Annotated in this window: 19 protein-coding genes and 2 pseudogenes; 8 read left to right on the forward strand and 13 right to left on the reverse strand. The window is 69.2% G+C overall.

What is annotated here, in order from left to right:
• Positions 1–739: 739 nt before the first annotated feature.
• Both B085_RS0119165 and B085_RS50075 read right to left on the reverse strand, forming a co-directional pair.
• A complete protein-coding gene (locus tag B085_RS0119165) occupies positions 740–1,006 on the reverse strand; it encodes a hypothetical protein (RefSeq protein WP_158689767.1) in 267 nt (88 codons plus the stop codon).
• Positions 993–1,769, reverse strand: a complete 777-nt coding sequence (locus B085_RS50075; RefSeq protein ID WP_199789221.1) for a transposase family protein — start codon at positions 1,767–1,769, stop codon at positions 993–995. Before B085_RS50075 ends, B085_RS0119165 begins: the two co-directional genes overlap by 14 nt.
• A gap of 384 nt (positions 1,770–2,153) precedes the next feature.
• On the opposite strand from B085_RS50075, the gene B085_RS0119175 reads away from it, so the two are divergent.
• Both B085_RS0119175 and B085_RS50835 read left to right on the forward strand, forming a co-directional pair.
• Positions 2,154–2,513 carry a DUF1330 domain-containing protein gene (locus tag B085_RS0119175; RefSeq protein ID WP_018560195.1) on the forward strand — a complete coding sequence of 120 codons (360 nt, stop codon included), beginning with the start codon at positions 2,154–2,156 and terminating at the stop codon, positions 2,511–2,513.
• A gap of 494 nt (positions 2,514–3,007) precedes the next feature.
• Positions 3,008–3,133, forward strand: a pseudogene (locus B085_RS50835) (TetR family transcriptional regulator); the annotation flags it as partial.
• 98 nt (positions 3,134–3,231) lie between these two features.
• On the opposite strand, the gene B085_RS0119185 reads toward B085_RS50835, so the two are convergent.
• Entirely contained in the window at positions 3,232–4,080 is an 849-nt protein-coding gene (locus B085_RS0119185; protein ID WP_026251206.1) for a helix-turn-helix transcriptional regulator, read from the reverse strand.
• A gap of 136 nt (positions 4,081–4,216) precedes the next feature.
• Here B085_RS0119185 and B085_RS0119190 point away from each other — a divergent pair, with 136 nt between their 5' ends.
• Positions 4,217–5,071: an NAD-dependent epimerase/dehydratase family protein gene (locus tag B085_RS0119190; protein ID WP_018560199.1), complete on the forward strand. Its 855-nt coding sequence runs from the start codon at positions 4,217–4,219 to the stop codon at positions 5,069–5,071.
• Positions 5,072–5,555: 484 nt separating this feature from the next.
• Here B085_RS0119190 and B085_RS0119195 read toward each other — a convergent pair whose 3' ends face one another.
• The gene (locus tag B085_RS0119195; RefSeq protein ID WP_018560200.1) at positions 5,556–5,927 is read right to left on the reverse strand and encodes a hypothetical protein; all 372 of its coding nucleotides are present in this window, start codon (positions 5,925–5,927) and stop codon (positions 5,556–5,558) included.
• Position 5,928: 1 nt separating this feature from the next.
• Complete coding sequence (locus B085_RS42950) at positions 5,929–6,162, reverse strand: hypothetical protein (protein ID WP_018560201.1); 234 nt, start codon at positions 6,160–6,162, stop codon at positions 5,929–5,931.
• Between the two features lie 817 nt (positions 6,163–6,979).
• On the opposite strand from B085_RS42950, the gene uppS reads away from it, so the two are divergent.
• Entirely contained in the window at positions 6,980–7,699 is a 720-nt protein-coding gene (gene uppS / locus B085_RS0119205; RefSeq protein WP_026251208.1) for a polyprenyl diphosphate synthase, read from the forward strand.
• Positions 7,696–9,159 (forward strand): oxygenase MpaB family protein, encoded by a 1,464-nt coding sequence (locus B085_RS0119210; protein ID WP_018560203.1) that lies wholly within the window; start codon positions 7,696–7,698, stop codon positions 9,157–9,159. Before uppS ends, B085_RS0119210 begins: the two co-directional genes overlap by 4 nt.
• Before the next feature lie 296 nt (positions 9,160–9,455).
• Here B085_RS0119210 and B085_RS42955 read toward each other — a convergent pair.
• The 8 genes and pseudogenes from B085_RS42955 to B085_RS0119250 all read right to left on the reverse strand — a co-directional run.
• Positions 9,456–10,268, reverse strand: a pseudogene (locus B085_RS42955) (SPFH domain-containing protein); the annotation flags it as partial.
• A gap of 126 nt (positions 10,269–10,394) precedes the next feature.
• A complete protein-coding gene (locus tag B085_RS0119220; RefSeq protein ID WP_037732018.1) occupies positions 10,395–10,880 on the reverse strand; it encodes a DUF5994 family protein in 486 nt (161 codons plus the stop codon).
• 786 nt (positions 10,881–11,666) lie between these two features.
• Positions 11,667–12,386, reverse strand: coding sequence for a hypothetical protein (locus tag B085_RS51945; protein ID WP_420706608.1), 720 nt, complete (start codon positions 12,384–12,386; stop codon positions 11,667–11,669).
• On the reverse strand, positions 12,386–12,955 hold the full coding sequence (locus B085_RS0119230) for a DUF5994 family protein (RefSeq protein WP_018560207.1): 570 nt from the start codon (positions 12,953–12,955) through the stop codon (positions 12,386–12,388). Before B085_RS0119230 ends, B085_RS51945 begins: the two co-directional genes overlap by 1 nt.
• A 305-nt stretch (positions 12,956–13,260) precedes the next feature.
• Positions 13,261–13,398: a hypothetical protein gene (locus B085_RS49370; RefSeq protein ID WP_158689768.1), complete on the reverse strand. Its 138-nt coding sequence runs from the start codon at positions 13,396–13,398 to the stop codon at positions 13,261–13,263.
• A gap of 186 nt (positions 13,399–13,584) precedes the next feature.
• Positions 13,585–13,869, reverse strand: a complete 285-nt coding sequence (locus B085_RS50845; protein ID WP_026251210.1) for a hypothetical protein — start codon at positions 13,867–13,869, stop codon at positions 13,585–13,587.
• Between the two features lie 372 nt (positions 13,870–14,241).
• Positions 14,242–14,901 (reverse strand): hypothetical protein, encoded by a 660-nt coding sequence (locus B085_RS42965; protein ID WP_018560209.1) that lies wholly within the window; start codon positions 14,899–14,901, stop codon positions 14,242–14,244.
• Positions 14,892–15,476, reverse strand: a complete 585-nt coding sequence (locus tag B085_RS0119250; protein WP_051102112.1) for an RNA polymerase sigma factor — start codon at positions 15,474–15,476, stop codon at positions 14,892–14,894. Before B085_RS0119250 ends, B085_RS42965 begins: the two co-directional genes overlap by 10 nt.
• Before the next feature lie 200 nt (positions 15,477–15,676).
• Between B085_RS0119250 and B085_RS0119255 the strand changes: the two genes are divergently transcribed.
• The 3 genes from B085_RS0119255 (at position 15,677) to B085_RS50850 (ending at position 16,841) form a co-directional block, all read left to right on the forward strand.
• Positions 15,677–16,165, forward strand: coding sequence for an Asp23/Gls24 family envelope stress response protein (locus B085_RS0119255; RefSeq protein WP_018560211.1), 489 nt, complete (start codon positions 15,677–15,679; stop codon positions 16,163–16,165).
• Between the two features lie 83 nt (positions 16,166–16,248).
• Positions 16,249–16,440 (forward strand): hypothetical protein, encoded by a 192-nt coding sequence (locus B085_RS0119260; protein WP_026251212.1) that lies wholly within the window; start codon positions 16,249–16,251, stop codon positions 16,438–16,440.
• A gap of 149 nt (positions 16,441–16,589) precedes the next feature.
• On the forward strand, positions 16,590–16,841 hold the full coding sequence (locus B085_RS50850; protein WP_202470793.1) for an Asp23/Gls24 family envelope stress response protein: 252 nt from the start codon (positions 16,590–16,592) through the stop codon (positions 16,839–16,841).
• Positions 16,842–17,047: the final 206 nt, after the last annotated feature.

The raw sequence follows: 17,047 nt of genomic DNA on the forward strand, positions 1-17,047 counted from the left end.
GCGCCTGCGCCTTTGAGGACGCATGAAGTATCGGAACTGCGTAAGTAGATCCCGGTGTCGACGCGGAGGAAGACGACATCGTTCCGCAGCCGGGGTCTTATGTCGAGGAGACGCGTTTCGCCAACCGTTCGCATGCCGCCCCCGTAGGGTGTGCACCTTCGGACCATGGTGTGCGCCTTCGGGACACGGGAACAGTTCTACCCGCGTCCACGTGGGGAAGTGTGGAGCATCCCAGGATGGGACGTCAATGGCCTCGACCCGCGTCCTCGCACCATGCACCCCGCCGGGCGTCCCGCCGCCGGGGGTCGTCCCGACGTTGACCTGTGGAATCTCTGTGGCTTCTCCGTGCCCGGACCGCCGAAACTTCTTCGCGTGGCGACCACTCCCCGATGCTCCGGGAACGGCGGCAAACACCAGGAGACGAGGAGGCTCGCGAACTTCCCAGCCCGTCTCCTGGCGTACACCAAGGCGCCGGCAGCGACATCACGCACTTTTCTCCACTCCGGCGGTCCGCTTTCCCGCATGGTGAGCGACAAGGCGGGAGCAGCACAAGCACCCTGCCGCTTTCCGGTATTTCGCCGCGATTTCAGACGCCCGTCAGGGCAGGGGTGCACGGGCCGGGATGAAGCGGTCTTGCGCGGCGGTCGCATCCCGGTGAGGCACCCTTACCGGAAGGAGGCATCGCGCCCCCGGACGGCTTCGTCAAGTCCCGCACGGGATGTTCATGGCTGGACCTGCCTCACACGCTGGTTGAGTCGGTCACCACGGGCCGGGGCCTCACCGCGTGCGTGCAGCGGATACCGACTACGTGTGGGTCGACCGCCCCGCCGAGCGCGACCGCGTCGCCAACGGCCGCGCCGGCGAATCCGGAAACCTCCAACCGGCGGAACCGATTCCACCTCACGGTGTCGTCGTACGGGAACGCCGCCTCGTAGTCCCAGTACACGCGGTCGTCGCCCTCGCCCGAGGGAAATGGCACGGCTCCGTCGGCGTCAAGACGCCACAATTCGCCACCGTGCTGCGCTCGGTGCAGGTGGAGGGACCACTGTCCCGCATCCGTGGTCAGCAAGTGGTTGAAGCTTCCCCTTGATCGTGGACACCTGGAGACTGGGATCTTGAGGCTCCACAGGAAGTAGCACCGGGTGGGATGTAAGTACACGAAGCGGCACACCGAGGAGTTCAAGCGGGACGCGATCGCGCTCGTGGACTCCTCGGGCAAGCCGATAACCGCCGCCGCCCGGGGAACTCGGTATCGCCTCCGAGTCCCTGCGCGACTGGTACCGCCGGGCGAAGGCGGACGAGGGCGAGGGCAAGCCCGGTGAACTGACCAGCGCCGAGCGCGGGTCGGTGCGGAGCTTGGTGAGCACACGCCATGCCTTCAGGTTCGTGAAGCCGTGTTCGACCGGGGCGCGTCCGGCGGCCAGGATCCGGTTGGCCTGCTCCTGAACCGGCGCGTCCTTGCTGACGCGGGTGGCCTTGTAGCCGGTGACGACGACCAGGTCATCGAGGTTATCGGGCTTGTCCACGCCGATGAAGCCGAGGTCGGCCGACGCGCCGAGACCGACGGCCTTGCTCGACGATCTCGTCGCGGCGGGCTGTGGCGTCGTGGGTGCGTCGGACCGGGCCGCGGAGATCCAGATCAGCCTGCCCCTCTCGTCGGTCAGGGCGAGGAAGGGTAGGCCATGGCGGTGGGGCTTCCCCAAGCAGTTCGGGCGGTTCGCCGCTCCGGTGCGGCGCTGGTTGGGGACCAGGGTGCCGTCGATCAGCACGACCTCCCCGCCGCGCCTGGCTATCTGGCGAAGTGCCCGGTCCAGACGCGGAGCCTTGCGGCGAGCAAGTCGATCACCCCGTTGCGCCGGCGCCGCAGGGTGGACTCCGGCTCTCCGTTGCCGCCGGCGAGGTCCCGCAGGCGCTGGTCGCACCTCAGCATCGCCAGGACGAGCAGGCCCGGCCGAGCCGTGGCCGCGCGCGGGGCTCACGTGCCGCCTCCGTCGGGGGTGCTGGTGCCCCGCTCGCGTGGCAGCACCCACATTAGAGTGTTACCGTAATCTAAATGGCCTGGGCCGAGGGGCTCCCCTGGGGCACTCCCTTCATTCGTCACGTGGTCACCCGGATCACATACGTTCCAGCGCACACATAGGAGAGATGGCGGCATGAGCACCTACCTGATCAACCACCTGCGGATTCCCGGCGGCGTTCCGAACGAGGAAGGGCTTTCCTACTTGGAGCAGGTCGAGGCCACCGTTGCCCCGCACGGCGGGAAGTGGCTCGCGCAGGGTGACGTGGACGTGGTCGAGGGAGCGTGGCCGGGATCAGTGGTGCTGATGGAGTTCCCCGACCGCGCCGCCGCGGAACGCTGGTACAACTCCCCCGAGTACCAGGCGATCCTGGAGCTGCGCACCAAGAACGCCGTCTCCGACATCATCCTGGTCGACAGCCTCCCGGAGGGCTTCACCGTCCGCGGCTTCGCCCAGCAGGTCCGCGCCATGATCGCGGGCGCCTCCGGAAGCTGAGGCAACCGGTCGGGGACCGCAAGCGCCGCGCGAGCACGTTGCCGCTTCGGGCCCCTGCCTTGTACCGCCCCTCGCAGCGACCACCGACCGGTGCCGACGGCCCCTGACCGGCAACCGCGTACGTCGGCCCCACGTCGGACAGCACCGGCCGCGCACTGCCCCACTGGGCAGAGCGCGGCCAGGCTGTCGGATACTGCGGTGGCGGACTCGGCGGCGGTGTCGGTGGCATCAGCTTGTCTCCCGAACGCCATGCCCACCGCCGTGCGCAGAGCGTCAGCAGTGGTCCCACCACCAGGAGACACTCAGGTACGGCAGCGGGCGGGTGTCGGTGGTCGACAGCGACGGTGCCCAGCAGGCAGGCGTCTTGACGACGTCTTCCCTAGCGAGTCGTTGCTCGCATGACGGGTCGTAGCGCGCCGCGCACAAGGAAACTTCGGTGTTGGCGATGATGAATTGACCGAGCCGGTCGATGAGGCACCGCATGGGCGGCTCGGCAGATCGCGGCCCTCTTCCTCGGGTTGCTTTTCACCCAGCCGCGTACAGAGAGCGAGCCGGACCTGACCCCGCAGGAACTGGTGGAGGTTTTCCTACAGGGAGCGCTCTCGGGGAACGCCAAGTGAGGGCACAGAGAAGGCGCCTGGGGGTTACGGCCCTGGCCGTACTGGCAAGGCCTACGCATCGTGGGCCATACGGGCCTGGTGCCGACGCGCGCACACGTTCAGGAGCTCGTCGGCGTCAGGTCCTGCAAGCCCACCACCCGCAGCAACTGCAAGCGCTGGTACGACTCCGTGCCCGGGCGGGCAGTGTGGATGACGAGCTGCTGGTTGTGGTCGGAGTTGACGAGGACCTCGCAGTCGAGCTCGAGGATGCCGATCGCAGGGTGCCGGAAGCGTTTCGTGCCGGCGCGGCGTACGGCGACCTCGTGTTCGTCCCAGAGGCGGGCGAACTCTTCGCTGGCGGCGCGTAGTTCGGCGACGAGGGAGGCGGGTCCGGGATCCGTGGGGCGGGCCGAGGCCACCGCTCGCAGGCCGGCGACCTGCTCGCGGGCGCGCTCGGGGCGGTCCTCAGGCGGGAACAGCTCCTGGGCCGCCGGGTCCAGGAAGAAGCGGCGGATCATGTTGCGTCCTCGGGGCGGTCGGGCGAGGACGTCCCCGCTCAGCGCCCGTGACAGCGCGTTCTGGGCCAGGACCTCGCCGCAGTCGGTCACCACCATCGCCGGGGTGTCGTGCAGCCGGTCCAGCACCAGGAGCAGGCCCGGGCGCACGTGCGTGCTGGTCGCCTCCTGGCGCGGCGGCTGTTCACCGGTGAGGTGGAAGAGGTGGTCGCGTTCGTCCTCCGTCAGGCGCAGGGCGCGGGCCAGCGCGGTGACCATCTGACGGGAGGGCCTCGGGCCCCGGGACTGTTCCAGCCGCGTGTAGTAGTCCACGGACATGCCGGCCAAGTGGGCCACCTCCTCGCGGCGCAGCCCCGGCGTACGGCGGCGGGCGCCGGCCGTGAGGCCCACGTCGGAGGGGGCCAGGCGGGCGCGAGCGCGGCGCAGGAAATCGGCTAGTTCGCCTCGGTTCACCTCTTCAGGGTGCGGGAGGCCGGACGGAATATCCAGGGACTGCCGATCCCCCGATCAAGAGGTCTCTCCCGGTCGTTCCCGCGTCCGCAGAGGCTGGTCATCAACGACAGGCGACACAGTGCGTGAGGAGCACATCATGCTGACTTTGGTGACCGGTACGACGGGACAGGTCGAACGCCGCTTCGTGCCGAGGCTGCTGGCCCAGCGGCAGCCGGGCGAGCAGGTGCGGGTCCTGGTACGGGATGAAACCCGAGGCGAGCGCTTCGCGGAGCTGGGCGCACAGGTCGCCGTGGGAGACATGCGCGACGAGGAGACACTCGGCAAGGCGCTCGTCGGCGTGGACGCCGTTGTGAACGTCGCCGCCTCCTTCCGCGGGGTTCCGGACGAGGAGGCGTGGGCCGTCAACCGGGACGCCGCGGTGGCCCTGGGCCGTGCCGCGCAGGCCTCCGGCGTGGAGCGGTTCGTGCAGGTCAGCACGAACAATGTGTACGGCGTCGGACGGGGCCGCCCGCTGACCGAGGAGGACGAGAGCCGGCCGGGCGGCGCGATGTGGGGCGCCTACCCCGAGTCCAAGGCCGAGGCCGAGCGTGAACTGCTTGCGCTCAAGGGCCTGGACGTACGCATCGGACGGCTCCCCTTCGTCTACGGCGAGGGCGACCCGCACCTCGCCAACTCCCTGCACTGGGCAGCCGGGTGGGCGCCGCACCAACGCCTGCAGATGGCCCACCACGCGGACGTCGCCCAGGGTCTGATGCGTCTGCTGTACGCGCCGGGCATCGCCGGCCGGATCTACAACATCGCCGATGACGCCCCCGTCACGGGGGTCGAGCTCTATCAGCTCAACGGCGTCGAGGTGCCCGCCGGGCTCCACGAGCTCACGGACCCCGACCCGTGGTTCGGGATCACGTCCAACCAGCGCATCCGCCGGGAACTCGGCTTCCGGCCGATCTACCCGAGCGTCTGGACGGCCCGGGACGCAGGAGCCCTGTGAACGTCACTAGGCGAGGTTGGTCCACCCTCTGATCCGCCCCACCAGCACCGCCTCCCCGCCACGCCGATCACGACGACCGCCACCAGGTACAGCCCAGGTAGCGTCACGACCGGCACCGCGCGGGCAGGAATTGATGCCGCTGCCTTCGCCCGCAACGCCGCCGCTGTACAGGTGGGGGTGGGGGTGCGGCTCAGGTTTCTGCGGGGCGCAGAGGCGGTGTTATCGACGTGACGTCACCGCAATCGAGGCGATCCGGCAGGCCGGCAGAGCTGCGAGGCATCAGCCGCGGCGGCGCCGGTCGCAGGGGCCGCCGCGGCTGATGCCTCGCAGAACGGATGCCGTTTTTTACCCCCTGGCCGAAGCCGACAACGACACCGGAGTCACAGCGGCAGGACGCACACGGCCCGGTGCCGGGGAAGCGGACCACGGGATGGTCAGCAACCCGTCCTCGCTGCCGCGCGTTCCGCGTACCGCCGCGGGCGGTTCACAGCCGCCAGCGGCGGATCTGGTCCGCGCACGCGTAGACGTCCGCGTGCCCGGTACGGACTTGTTGCGCAAGGTCGCTGAGGGCCCCGTAGGGAGCGTCGACGGCTTCGCCGGACGCCGCCATGTAGGCCACCGCGATCAACGCCCCGTACATCGCGTTGCGAGCCGGCAGCGGACGTACCGAGACGATCTCGTGGAAGAGTGCTGCCGCACGCCATGCTGCGTCCACGGTGTAGTCCAGCCTCGGAGCATTGACCCGGTGCCGGGCGACCGCCGCGACCAGACCGGAGAAGTCATGGACCGACGGCTCCTTCGGCAGGACCTCCGCCTGGCGTTCCAGCAGCCAGCGGACGTCGACCTGCAGCTCCACCTCAGGCGGCCCGTCCGTCGGCGCTGTCCGGTTCCTCTTCCGGGAACGCCTCGGCGAACTCTGCGGCATGCTTGGCCAGGAACGCAGCGGCCGTGGCGGCCCCCTCGTCGAGGCGGGGGTCGCGCTCGGCGGCCTGTGTGATCAAAGCCGTCACCGTGGTGCCCTCGGCCTCGGCGCGCGCGACCAGACGGGCATGAACGGCGTCGTCGAGCCGGATGTTGATCTGCTTCGTCATGCCCCCATTGTATAGCACGCTGCTATACGAGGGTGGGGGTGATCGCGGCAGCAAGGCGGCCACAAGCTTTCCGGGGCCACCTGCTCTCACACCCGGCCCGCCGGGCAAGCCCCCACGCTCCGGCGCACGCCCCGCTGCAGTGTCTACCGCTGGCGTCCTGATGCGCCCCCGCCGATCAGATGGTGACCGTTCCGTGCCGCCGCCGAAGGGCTGCACTCGCCCTTTCGCACACATCCGCGTCCGGGTCCTCACCGAGCCGCCCGGGAACCGTCGCCGTCCCGCCATCGGGCCCCGCCTCCGTCCGGAGGAAGCGGGTCAAAGCGGCCAGGCTCGCGTACCTGCGCCTCGCCGTCGTCGCCGGCAGCGCGGATCTACAGGCCGGGTCTGCGGACCCAGCCGAGGCTGTCCTGCGCGCGGACGGCAAAGAATCGCCAAGCAGGATGGCCGGCACCCCACGCGCGGGTCGGTCCATGAGGCGAGGGGCGGCGCATGCGGATGAGGGTGTCGATCGTGGTCACCGGAGAAGGCCGCCGACACCGAAAAGAATCGGGCATTTGAACCAAGGGTGACGGCCGCCCGTTTGGCTGACCAGGACCCTTCCGTGCCGTCAGACTCCTGGGGAGGGACGCCCCGGTGGGGCGTGCGTCTGAGCGACACAGGGTGGCTGCGACCGAGCGCGGTAGGGCCGGTCGTGCCGCTCCGGGCGAGAGGGGGGCTGAGTGTGACGGATCACGGGCTCGAGCGCGCTTGCGCGGCGACGGGGAACCGACTGGGTCGGCGACAGTACATCGACGAGCAGCAGCGGGACGACGGGCCGGTGCGTATGGTGCCGCGGCACGTAGCCTGCGTGATGGACGGTAACGGACGCTGGGCGCAGCGGCGTGCGCTTCCCCGGACTGCTGGCCATCAGGCTGCGGAGACCACCGTCATCGACATCATCGAGGCGGCCCGGGCAGCCGGCGTCGAGTGGCTGAGTCTGTACGCCTTCTCCACCGAGAATTGGAACCGGCCCGGCACCGAGGTCAACTACTTGATGCGCCTGGTTCGCCGAGTTGTCCGCAAACATGCGCCGATGCTGCTCGCGCGCGGCATCCGCTGCCGCATCCTCGGGGCCGCAGACCCGCGCATCCCGCGTGAGTTGGCCCAGGACTTCGACGATCTGTCGACGCTGACCGCCGACAACCGGAAGATGACGCTGACCATCGCCTTCGACCACGGCGGGCGCCGGGACATCGTCGAGGCCGCAAGGTCGCTGATCCGCAGCGGAACGCTCGCCGACGAGGTGACCGAGCGGTGCTTCGCTGACCACCTGCCGTTCCCCGACACCCCCGACGTGGACCTGGTCATCCGCACCTCGGGCGAGCAGCGCATCTCCAACTTCATGCTCTGGCAGGTCGCTTATGCCGAGTGGGTCTTCCCCGAGGTGCTCTGGCCGGACTTCCGGGCCCCCGACTTCCTCGCCTGCCTCCACACCTACCGCCGCCGGGACCGCCGCTACGGCGGCGTGCCGCCCCAGACGAACGGAGATCCGTCATGACGACTGGAACCACGAGAAGGGCCGACGAGACACCCCTGTTTGGCCCGGAAACGCAGTTCCGCGCCTTCTTCGACGACCCGCGCTGGGCGCTGGCCATGATCCGCGCTACCGTGCTCGAGGCCGCCCACCCGCAGATCGGCGCAGCCCTCGCCGACAACTCCACCTTCGTCGCCCACCCCTGGCGCCGACTGCGCAACACATATGTCAGCATGCGCCGCATGTTCGACTCCGACCCGGCGGTGCGCGAACGGGAAGCCGCCCGGCTCAACAGGCTGCACGCCCGCATGAGCGGCTCCGACCCCCGCGGCCGCGCCTACGATGCCATGAACCGCGCGACCCGCGCCTGGGTGGTCGCCAGCCTTTTCGAGAGCGCCGTCACCATGTGCCGACTGAGCGGCCAGCCGCTCAACCAGGACGCCATGGAGACCATGTACGCCGAGTACCGCGCGTTCCTCGCCGCGCTCGACGGCGACGCCGGGGAACTCCCGACGGACCTCAACGATTTCTGGCGGTACTTCGACAGGGTCGTCGAAACCGAGCTGGAGAACACCGAGGCAGCCCGCATCATCCTCTACCGGCTCTTCGACCACCTGCCCGCCCCGGCACTGCTCGACGGCGCGCCGACACTGTGGGCTGCCGGCCGGGCTGTCGTCGGTCCGCTCCTTGGCGCGATCACCGTCGCCTCGCTCCCCGAGGCCTACCGGCGCAAGGCCGGCCTGCCCGAGATGCCCGGCGCCCCGACCCTCATGCAGGGCGCCTACCTCGCCGCCGGGCTTACCCGTTTCCTGCCCGATGGCTGGGTCGATGCCGAAAGCATCATCGAGGCCCTCTCCCTTTCGCCCGACAGCAAGGACCCCCGCGCCCGGACCGTGACCGCGCTGCGCGCCCGCCTGAAGCGAGCATCGGCCATGCTCCGCCTCCTCACACCGCTGAGCGGAGGCAACGGCCCCGACCCCGTCCCCCCGGCCGCCTCGGGAAACGACCGGCGCTCCGCGGAAGAGTTCTTCCGACAAGTGCTTGACCAGACCGGCGACGGACACCTCGACTGGCCTGACCTCGCCGCCATGGCGCGTGAACTGGCCACCCGCCTTGACCTGGACGAACCCGAGGAGACCCGCCTCTACGACGCCTTCGCCGCCTGGTGGCGCGAACTCCAAGCCGCCCTCGACACGGACGGTGACGGCCGGGTCAGCGCCGACGAGTACGCCGCCGCCGTACCCTCTCTCGCCAGTCCCGCGCTCATCCGAGTGGCCGAGGTACTCTTCCACGTCACGGACAACGACGGCAGCGGGACCATCGACGCGGATGAGCACCGGGCGCTCTTCCGCACCGCCTTCCACCGCGACCTCACCACCATCGAGGGCGCCTACAGCCGCAGCGCCTTCGTGGGCGAGTTCCTTTCGTTCATGGCAGGCCGACGCACGAATACCCCGTATGACCCCGTCATCGCCGACGCCTGAGGAACTCGTAACAGGTCGGCGCCCATGGACGCGCGTGGCCGTTTCCACCGTGTGCCGGTCACGTCGCGTTGCGGTTGTACGGGCAGCGGGTCATCGGATGCGTCCACGGTGAGGGGACTCCCCAGCCGGCGTGCCTGATCACAGGGGTCTGGTCGGCCGGTCGAGCAGCCGGACGCCGATGATCGCGGTCTGCGGAGTACAACGGTGGCTTGGGCCAATGTGGTCCGTGCCCGGCAGGCCGTCGGCGCCGCTCAGTGGCGTCACCACAGTCCCTGGCGACCGCCGGAGGGCGGGGCTCACTTGCCGGATGTCTGCCCCCGGCGTGAAACCTGGGGCGACATCGCGGCTGCTGCCTCCGCCTTGGCGTCGCTCACCGCTGCGGCGGCCTGCTTCTCGGCCTCGTCAGCAGCCGCCACGGCGCCGAGCGAAACAGCCGAGCCTGCGCCGAGCTCTGGAACCCGGCTCTCGTACGACGAGTCATCGGCGTCGACGGTGGCCACTTCCGCAGGTTGCGCGGGTGTGGGAGGGCCCGGCGTCGACTGGTCACCGAACGCGCTGGTGACGGTCCGAACTCCTTCGGTCAGCTCCCCAGGGATCACCCAGAAGGTGTTGTTGTCGCTGTTTGCCAGGTGCGGGAGTGTTTCGAGGTACTTGTAGGCCAGGACCTTCGGGTCGGCGTTGTTGCGGTGGACGGCCTGGAAGACGAGCTCCACCGCCTTGGCCTCGCCGTCTGCGCGAAGGATCACGGCTTGCTGCGTGCCCTGGGCCTCCAGGGTGTCCTTCTGCTTCGTGCCTTCCGCGGTGAGGATCTTGGCCTGCCGCTCTCCTTCGGCGCGCGGGATTGCCGCGCGCTTGTCACGCTCGGCCCGCATCTGTTTCTCCAGCGCTTCCTTGATGGTGGCTGGTGGATCGATGGCCTTGATCTCGACACGGTTGACGCGGATGCCCCACTTGCCGGTGGCGTCTTCGAGGACCGCGCGGAGCCGGGAGTTGATCTCCTCACGCGAGGTGAGCGTCTCCTCCAGGTCCATGCTGCCGATGACGTTGCGCACCGTGGTGACGGTGAGCTGATCGATCGCCTGCAGGTAATCAGCCACTTCGTACGCCGCCGGCTCGCGGGACGGCACAAAGAACGGTGTAACTCCCGATCAAGGAAGTAGCACCTGATGAGCGACGTGACTGCCTCTGTCGAGGCGGTTGAAGAGGTCCGGCCGGTCGAGCTGTCGGCGGACGTGTCAGGCCGACGTAGGTGGCGTGCCGCTGCCCGTATCGATGAGGATCTGCTTGGCGTCGGTGACGTTGTCGGCCCGTACGGCCCTTGCCATCGCGGCGCGCGCCGCGTCGGGCGATGTGTCGGGAGGGACCAGCATCAAAGAGAAGTGGTCCCGGTCGCCCCGGGTGATGAGGACGGTGTCGTCACCGACCGGGAAAGAGTCGATGTGCACGACTCGGTCGTCGACCATTATCCGGGTCGGCAGTTCGTCCCAGGCGTTGCTGTCCAGACCGACTCGCGTGACAGGCCCGAGATGCTCGGTCAGCGCGGTGATCAGCGAGGGAAGCTCGGCAGCGATGTCCCGTGTCCGCGGCCACCACGCGCCGTCCAGGGTTCCCTCGCGTGCATGTGTCGTCTCCAGCCGCAGCAGGGCCGTGCCGGGTTTCACCGACTGGTGGACGGCGTCCGGCAGGAGCCCGGGGAGCCCGGGGGTTTCTGATCCGGCCATGGTGTCCCCCGTCCGCAGAAAACAGCAGCGCGACCGCATAGCGTGCGACCGCGATACGACCCTGTTCCACACCGTACTCCGCACGACGCGCGAGCGCTTCGCCCGCCGGTCGCGGTGACGGAAACAGCCAACGGCTCCGGCGTATACCCGCCGGAGCCGCCCTTCCGGGCCATTGCACGTGAGCGTGCGCCGACCCGCATTCCACGTTACGCCAAGAGGGACTACTCCGACATGAGTCACGCTTGCGAAGGCTCACCTCCGCCCGAGAAACCGAAGCGGCAGCCCAGCCCGCCCCGTCCTCTTCTGTCACCGTCTGCCGGATCCCTTGGTGCGTCGACGTGCGACCGACAGGGCGTTGCCGTCCTGGTAGTGGATCACGTCACAACACGGCGTGATGAACGCACCGCCCAAGTGACTGGTGATCATCGTGTGCGCGCCGGGTCAGCCGATGCTCACGCTCGTCGATGAGGAGGGACTGAAGGAACAGGCGCACCTGCGCCACGCGTACCTGGCCCGCAAGTCAACCTCCAAGTGTTCGGGAAGCGGCGATGCAGCCCCCAGTCCACGTTCTGCACCCACTCCAGTGCCCGGCTGACTTGCAGGATCGCCGCCGGGACCTCTCCAGCGGTCAGCAGCCGCTGCGCCTCTCGCAGGGTCCTGCCGACCTCGGCCCGCTCGGGGATCCCGAGGGTTGTGCGCGGACGAGGTGCCGTCGCGGATCGGCCGGCGGGGCCGGGTTCGCCCGCCCCAGCCGCCTGCAGGCCCGATCGGGTACGGGCCGGTTCGTCACCCCCAGGCGGTTGCCGGTGGCCAGCCCGCCCGGCGGGCCCGGGCGGTGTCCGCTCGCTTGCTGCTTTCCGCCGCATCGTCTGTATCAGCGTGGCTCGACGTTGGCCGAGGCGGAATCTCTCCCTCATGCGGACGGCCGGTAAGGGCCGCGTGGCCTGTGCCCGCTCCGGACTGGAACGACTCCACGGCCCCGGGGGCCTGCGTGGTGTCGACTGTGAGGTGCAGGCGGGTGCCGCCTTGGGGGGTTGCCGGGTAGCTGCGCTGTTCCGTCCCCGCGAAGTGCTGCCGAAGCGTTTCTGCCACACGGCGGGCGGCCTCTGGGGACGCGGCGATGACGCGAACCTCGGCGAGCGCGGTCGGTGGCGGCCCCGTCCGGACGGTGTGCGCCGCGGACGGCAGGCGGTCCGAAACGGTGACACGAAGGGGCGAGGCAAGCAGCCGTGCGGGTTCCTGCACACTCACTGCCGTCGAACCTGTGCTTCGCAGCCGACGACGGCTTCCGCCTCGTCGCTCGTCCCGCACCGTCCCGGCCGGGGAGTCCGCGAAATCGCTGGTGCTCTCTTCTGGGAGGGCGACGGTCCGACGACGGTGCGGAAGCAGATCGCCGTAGCGGAATGCGGCGATCCGCTGGTCGTGCCGCTCGTTGAGCGCACGGACAAGAAGGGCGCCCACGGCGATCATCGCGAGGAGCACGGCCAAGGTGATGAGGAATGTCATCACGCCCACATCCCCCCGGCGCGGCCGGGCACTGCGGCCGTATCAGCCGTGGACGGGCTTCCACCTTCCGACTCCCAGTCCGCTTCCCCTCTGCGGTCCGATCCGACAGCCTGGCGGAGTTCGTCGTCCGCCATGATGCCGCTCGCGGTGCGCCGGCGCCGGGGGTCGCCCGCGGCTGCCATCATCCGGGTCGCCGCGGCCAGATCACATTCCGGCGGGATGACCAGCAGATCCAAACGGCCGATGGAGTAGGAGAGCAGCATCAGCTTGTTCGGGTCCTGTTCGGCGAACCACCCGACGTGGACGACATGTCCCAAGGCGTGCACCCTGCGCGGGATCACAAGCCAGAGCGATGGGTGCACTACGACTCGGGTCACTCGCGCCCAGCGGCGGTCCAGCGTGTCGATCAGGGCCGGGAGTTCACGGGTGAGATCGCGGGAGCGAGGCCACCAGGCCCCGTCCAGCAGACCCCGGACGGCATCGGCAGGCTTCAGCGCCAACCGAGGCGGCGGCATAGGTAGCGAAGACTGCCCATCAACCACGAGTGGGTGATCGAGGATTATGTTCATGACACGGACCTGACTCCGGGCGCGTTCCCGTTTGCCCGAGATGGTCGTTCGCCGGGAACGACACCGGCATGAAGGCCCGTGTGCGAAATGCTCCTGGTGTCTCCAGCCTACTCCGGTGGGGAGCCGGCGGAGCGGCGGTTCACTTGCGACATCAAGCAGGCTCTGGTGACCTTCCTGTTGTAACTGCACGTGGAGACCACACCTCGGGGTCCACATACGGGCCCACGACATCGGCAACCTTGTCCGCGAACGCCGGATCCTTGGAAATCTTGAACGTGCCCGAACGGTACGGCTGCAGATTCTCCTCACGCCACACCCGCGCGACGTAGTGCCAGGAGACCGAGACACCCTCCTGCCGCTTCAAGAACGCCGAAAGACTCCGCGTCGACCAGTGCGACGAGCCCGGTTTCGGCCGACGGCGACATCCGGATCAGCGCGATCACGCGAGCGCGCACCCGTGGCGGCACCTGCACCCTCCGGCGGGGCTCGCGCTCCTCACCTTCATTGCTCCGACGCACAACAGCGGACGCGGCCATTCCCGCCGGCCTCTTCCCCCGGCGAGTCTCACGCCACCGCGGCGCCCGTGGCGCCCCGGTCAGCGGGTGCTCGCCTTGGTCTCCAGAAACTACTCAAGGCCGGCCCGTGGCCCATTTCCCGGCCGTTGCCGACTGCTTGTCGCCGCCCAACCGTGCCTGGAAGTTGTGGGGCCCGCCGTTGACGTCGACCTGGCCGATCCGCAGACGCCGGGCGATGGTCATGTCGTGGTCCTCGTCGCCGGTGACGGCGGCGTCGAGGCCGTGGACGATCGCGCTGATGCGGTGGTCGCGCCCGACCTGGCTGGTCTCGCGCGAATCGCGCGACAGCAACGTCAACAGGCTCAGTCTGAGGCTCAGGTTCAGGCTCAGGCCCGACACCAGGTCACACGGATGTGCGTGCGATCCGAGTAATGGTGACGGTCACGGTGAGGTCTTTCCCACCGTGCGCCGTGACGAGGGGAATGAGTGATGATCGGGTTCGATCATGGACCGTGCGCGCGACGTCCACGGCTCGATGACCCTCGGCGAGGATGCAGCGTATCTCCACCTGCCAACGGGAGCCGTCCGGGTCGCGTGCTACCCGGATGCCCGACAGCGGCGAAGCGACCGCGTCGTCCGCCGTTTCCGGGACGTGGCATGAAGCGGCTCGGGCGAGACGGCTTGCGAGAGTGGGCTGCAGCCCAAGTACCCCGTTGACGTCAAGGGCGGCCTTCGCGGCACCCTGGCGAATGTCTGCCGGGTTGCACCCCGTCATGAGGTGGCCTCCGGCCGTCCTAGCGCGCGCTCCGAGCTGCTGGGCGTCCAGGATGGGCGCTGGACATCGATCACTGTGACGTCTACGGCGGTCACCACCAGGCCCAGTGCATCGTCGGCGGCGGTACGAATCGCATGCCGCACCAGTTGGGCTGTCTCGGGAAGGGGGCGGTCCAGAGTGGCAGCCATGGTGATGCTCGCGCGCATGCCCGCGTGATCGTCGACTTGGGTGAGTCGGCAACTGGCGGTCGTAACGCCGAGGACCGAGTCCGCCGCTCTCCGCAGTATTCCGGTCGCGGCATGTTCGGCGATCCGCAGAGTGCGCGTCGGGTCGCCCAGCGGCAGCATCGGCCCCAGCAGCACCTCGTTTCGGACGATGTCCATCACACGGGAGATGAGGTTTTGTGCGCCGGGTGGTTCCTGCGCCCGGAGCGCCTGGGTCGCCGTGTCGAGCGCGGCGAGTCCGTCTGCAGCGTCGCGGCAGTAGGGGCACTCGACGAGGTGCGGGTCCGTGGGCGGAACGGCGTCCCTGGCCTGTTCCCATGCATGGCTGAGAGTGTGCCCGCAAGTGAGCACTTCGTCGCCGGTTTGGTGGCGGATCTGGTCGAGTGGGCAGCCGCCTTTCGGAGGCTGAGGGTGATGGTCGTCTAGCGCCATGGGCCCAGTGCCTCCTTCAGAGTTCGTCGCGCTCGGTACAGTCGTCCGCGGACCGTTTGCTCTGTGGTGCCTGTGACATGCGCGATCTGCGCGTACGGCAGTCCGTGCAGTTCCCGCAGGACCCAGCAGATGCGCTGCTGGGGTTCCAGCGCGCCGAGCGCACCTCTCAGGGCGTCGGTGAGTGCGTCCTGCTCGGCTGCCCGCGCCGGCGAGCTTCGAATGCCGGGGGCGGCGGGTTCGGCCACCGAGTTCAACGGTACCGGGCTTGGTCGGTGGCGCAATGAGTTCAGGCAGCGGTTCACGGTGATGCGGTACATCCAGGTCCTGAACGCAGAGCCGTGACGGAATTCAGGCAAGCGCCGCCAGGCGCTGATGAATGCGTCCTGGACGGCGTCCTCGGCGTCCTGCAGGTCGCCCAGTGTGTGGAAGGCCAGAGCGAGCAGAGGACGGCTGTGGCGCCGCACCAGAATCGCGAAGGCTTCCTCATCCCCTTCGCCGGCGCGGGTTGCCAAAAGATCATCCGGTGCGGACGGCAGGTCGCCGGGCGAGGCCTGGGAAACGGGGCTTGGCGTCATCACGGACCCGGCCGCTCGGCGCGGGAAAGGGTCGGCGCTGGGCGTCATGACCGCACCTCCTCCCTGCGGTGTTACACGTGCCCGGCTTCGGCTGCGTGATGCCGATTTGTCGATATGCATGACACTTTGCCCTCGGGGTGTGTCCAAGTTGGTGACGGGCGCCGTACCGGTACCCGCAGCGACTGATCGAGGCGACTGCCATGACAGACACCGCAGACCGGCCCCTCACCGGGCAGAACAGCTCCACCGGAACCGGAACGACGCTGAAGGGGCCGACCGGCCCGGACACCTCCCCCGAGACGCGGGGCAGGACCACCATCGCCGACAGCGTCGTGGCCAAGATCGCGGGAACCGCCGCCCGCGAGGTACCCGGAATTCACAACCTCGGTGCGGGCATGGCTCGCGCCATGGGTGCAGTGCGCGAACGCGTCCCCGGCGGCGGAACCGCAAGCGTCACCCGCGGAGTGAAGTGCGAGGTGGGCGAGAGCCAGGCCGCACTGGACCTTGATGTCGTCGTCGACTACGGCTACGCCATTCCCGAGGTGGCAGCAGAGGTCCGCATCAGCGTCATTTCCGCCGTGGAACGCATGACCGGTCTCGAGGTCGTCGAGGTGAACCTCGTCGTCGACGACGTGAACCTACCGGACGAGGAAGACGAGACCGGGCCGGCCGAAGGCCGAGTCCAATGACCTCCGTCAGTGGACCTTCCCCTGGGGCACCAAGCGCGCCCGATGCGGACGGCGCACGCCGGTCCGGGACAGGTGAGTGAGTCATGAATGCAGCGATAGTGGGCTTGGCAGCCGGAGTCGCTTTGGGCTTCGCCGGCTTCTTCGGCGGATTTTGGGCGTTCCTCCTGGTGGCCGTCCTAGGTGCAGTGGGCTTGGGCGTCGGTCTCGTTCTGCAGGGCGACGTCGACGTCTTCACCCGGAAGCAGCAGGACTCGTCCGCTCGGCGGCAACGGTGAGCGCCAACACCAGTGCCGCCGGCTCACCCGACCGTCCTTCCGGTGGGCATGCACACGACGCCTCCGGGACTGTGGCGCCTGCCGATCGAGGCACGACGGTGATCCCTGAGCGGGTCGTGGCCCGCATTGCCGCTCGCGTCGTGAGCACGATGCTGCGTCGACGCTTCGACCCGCGCAGCGATCTGGCCGCACCGGGGGCTCGAGCGACCACGCACGGCGGGAGAGCGCAACTGGCGCTCACGGTGGACCTCCCCTACCCCGCTGACATCGCCGACACCTCTCGGCAGCTACAGCGTGAGGTCGCCGACCGGGTGACACGACTGACCGGTCTAGAGGTCCGAGACGTCACCCTGACCATCCGGCGCCTGGCCACCGTCGGCGGACCGGTCCGCGCTCAGTGACCTTCGCCTACTCACGCACCGACCAAGGAATCCCGATGACCCGCCCATCCGACCTTGCACCGCCCGGTACCCGACAAGGGCCACCCGACACCCACAGAGCTGCCGGAACAGGTCGGCCCCGCTCCCCCACTCGCGCGCCGAGGCCGTCGGAGCAAGGCAGGCGGGGGGCCAGGTCGCCGCGCCTGTGGTCGGCGCGCCGCATCCCA

Source organism: Streptomyces sp. BoleA5 (assembly GCF_000373665.1).
Taxonomy (GTDB): domain Bacteria; phylum Actinomycetota; class Actinomycetes; order Streptomycetales; family Streptomycetaceae; genus Actinacidiphila.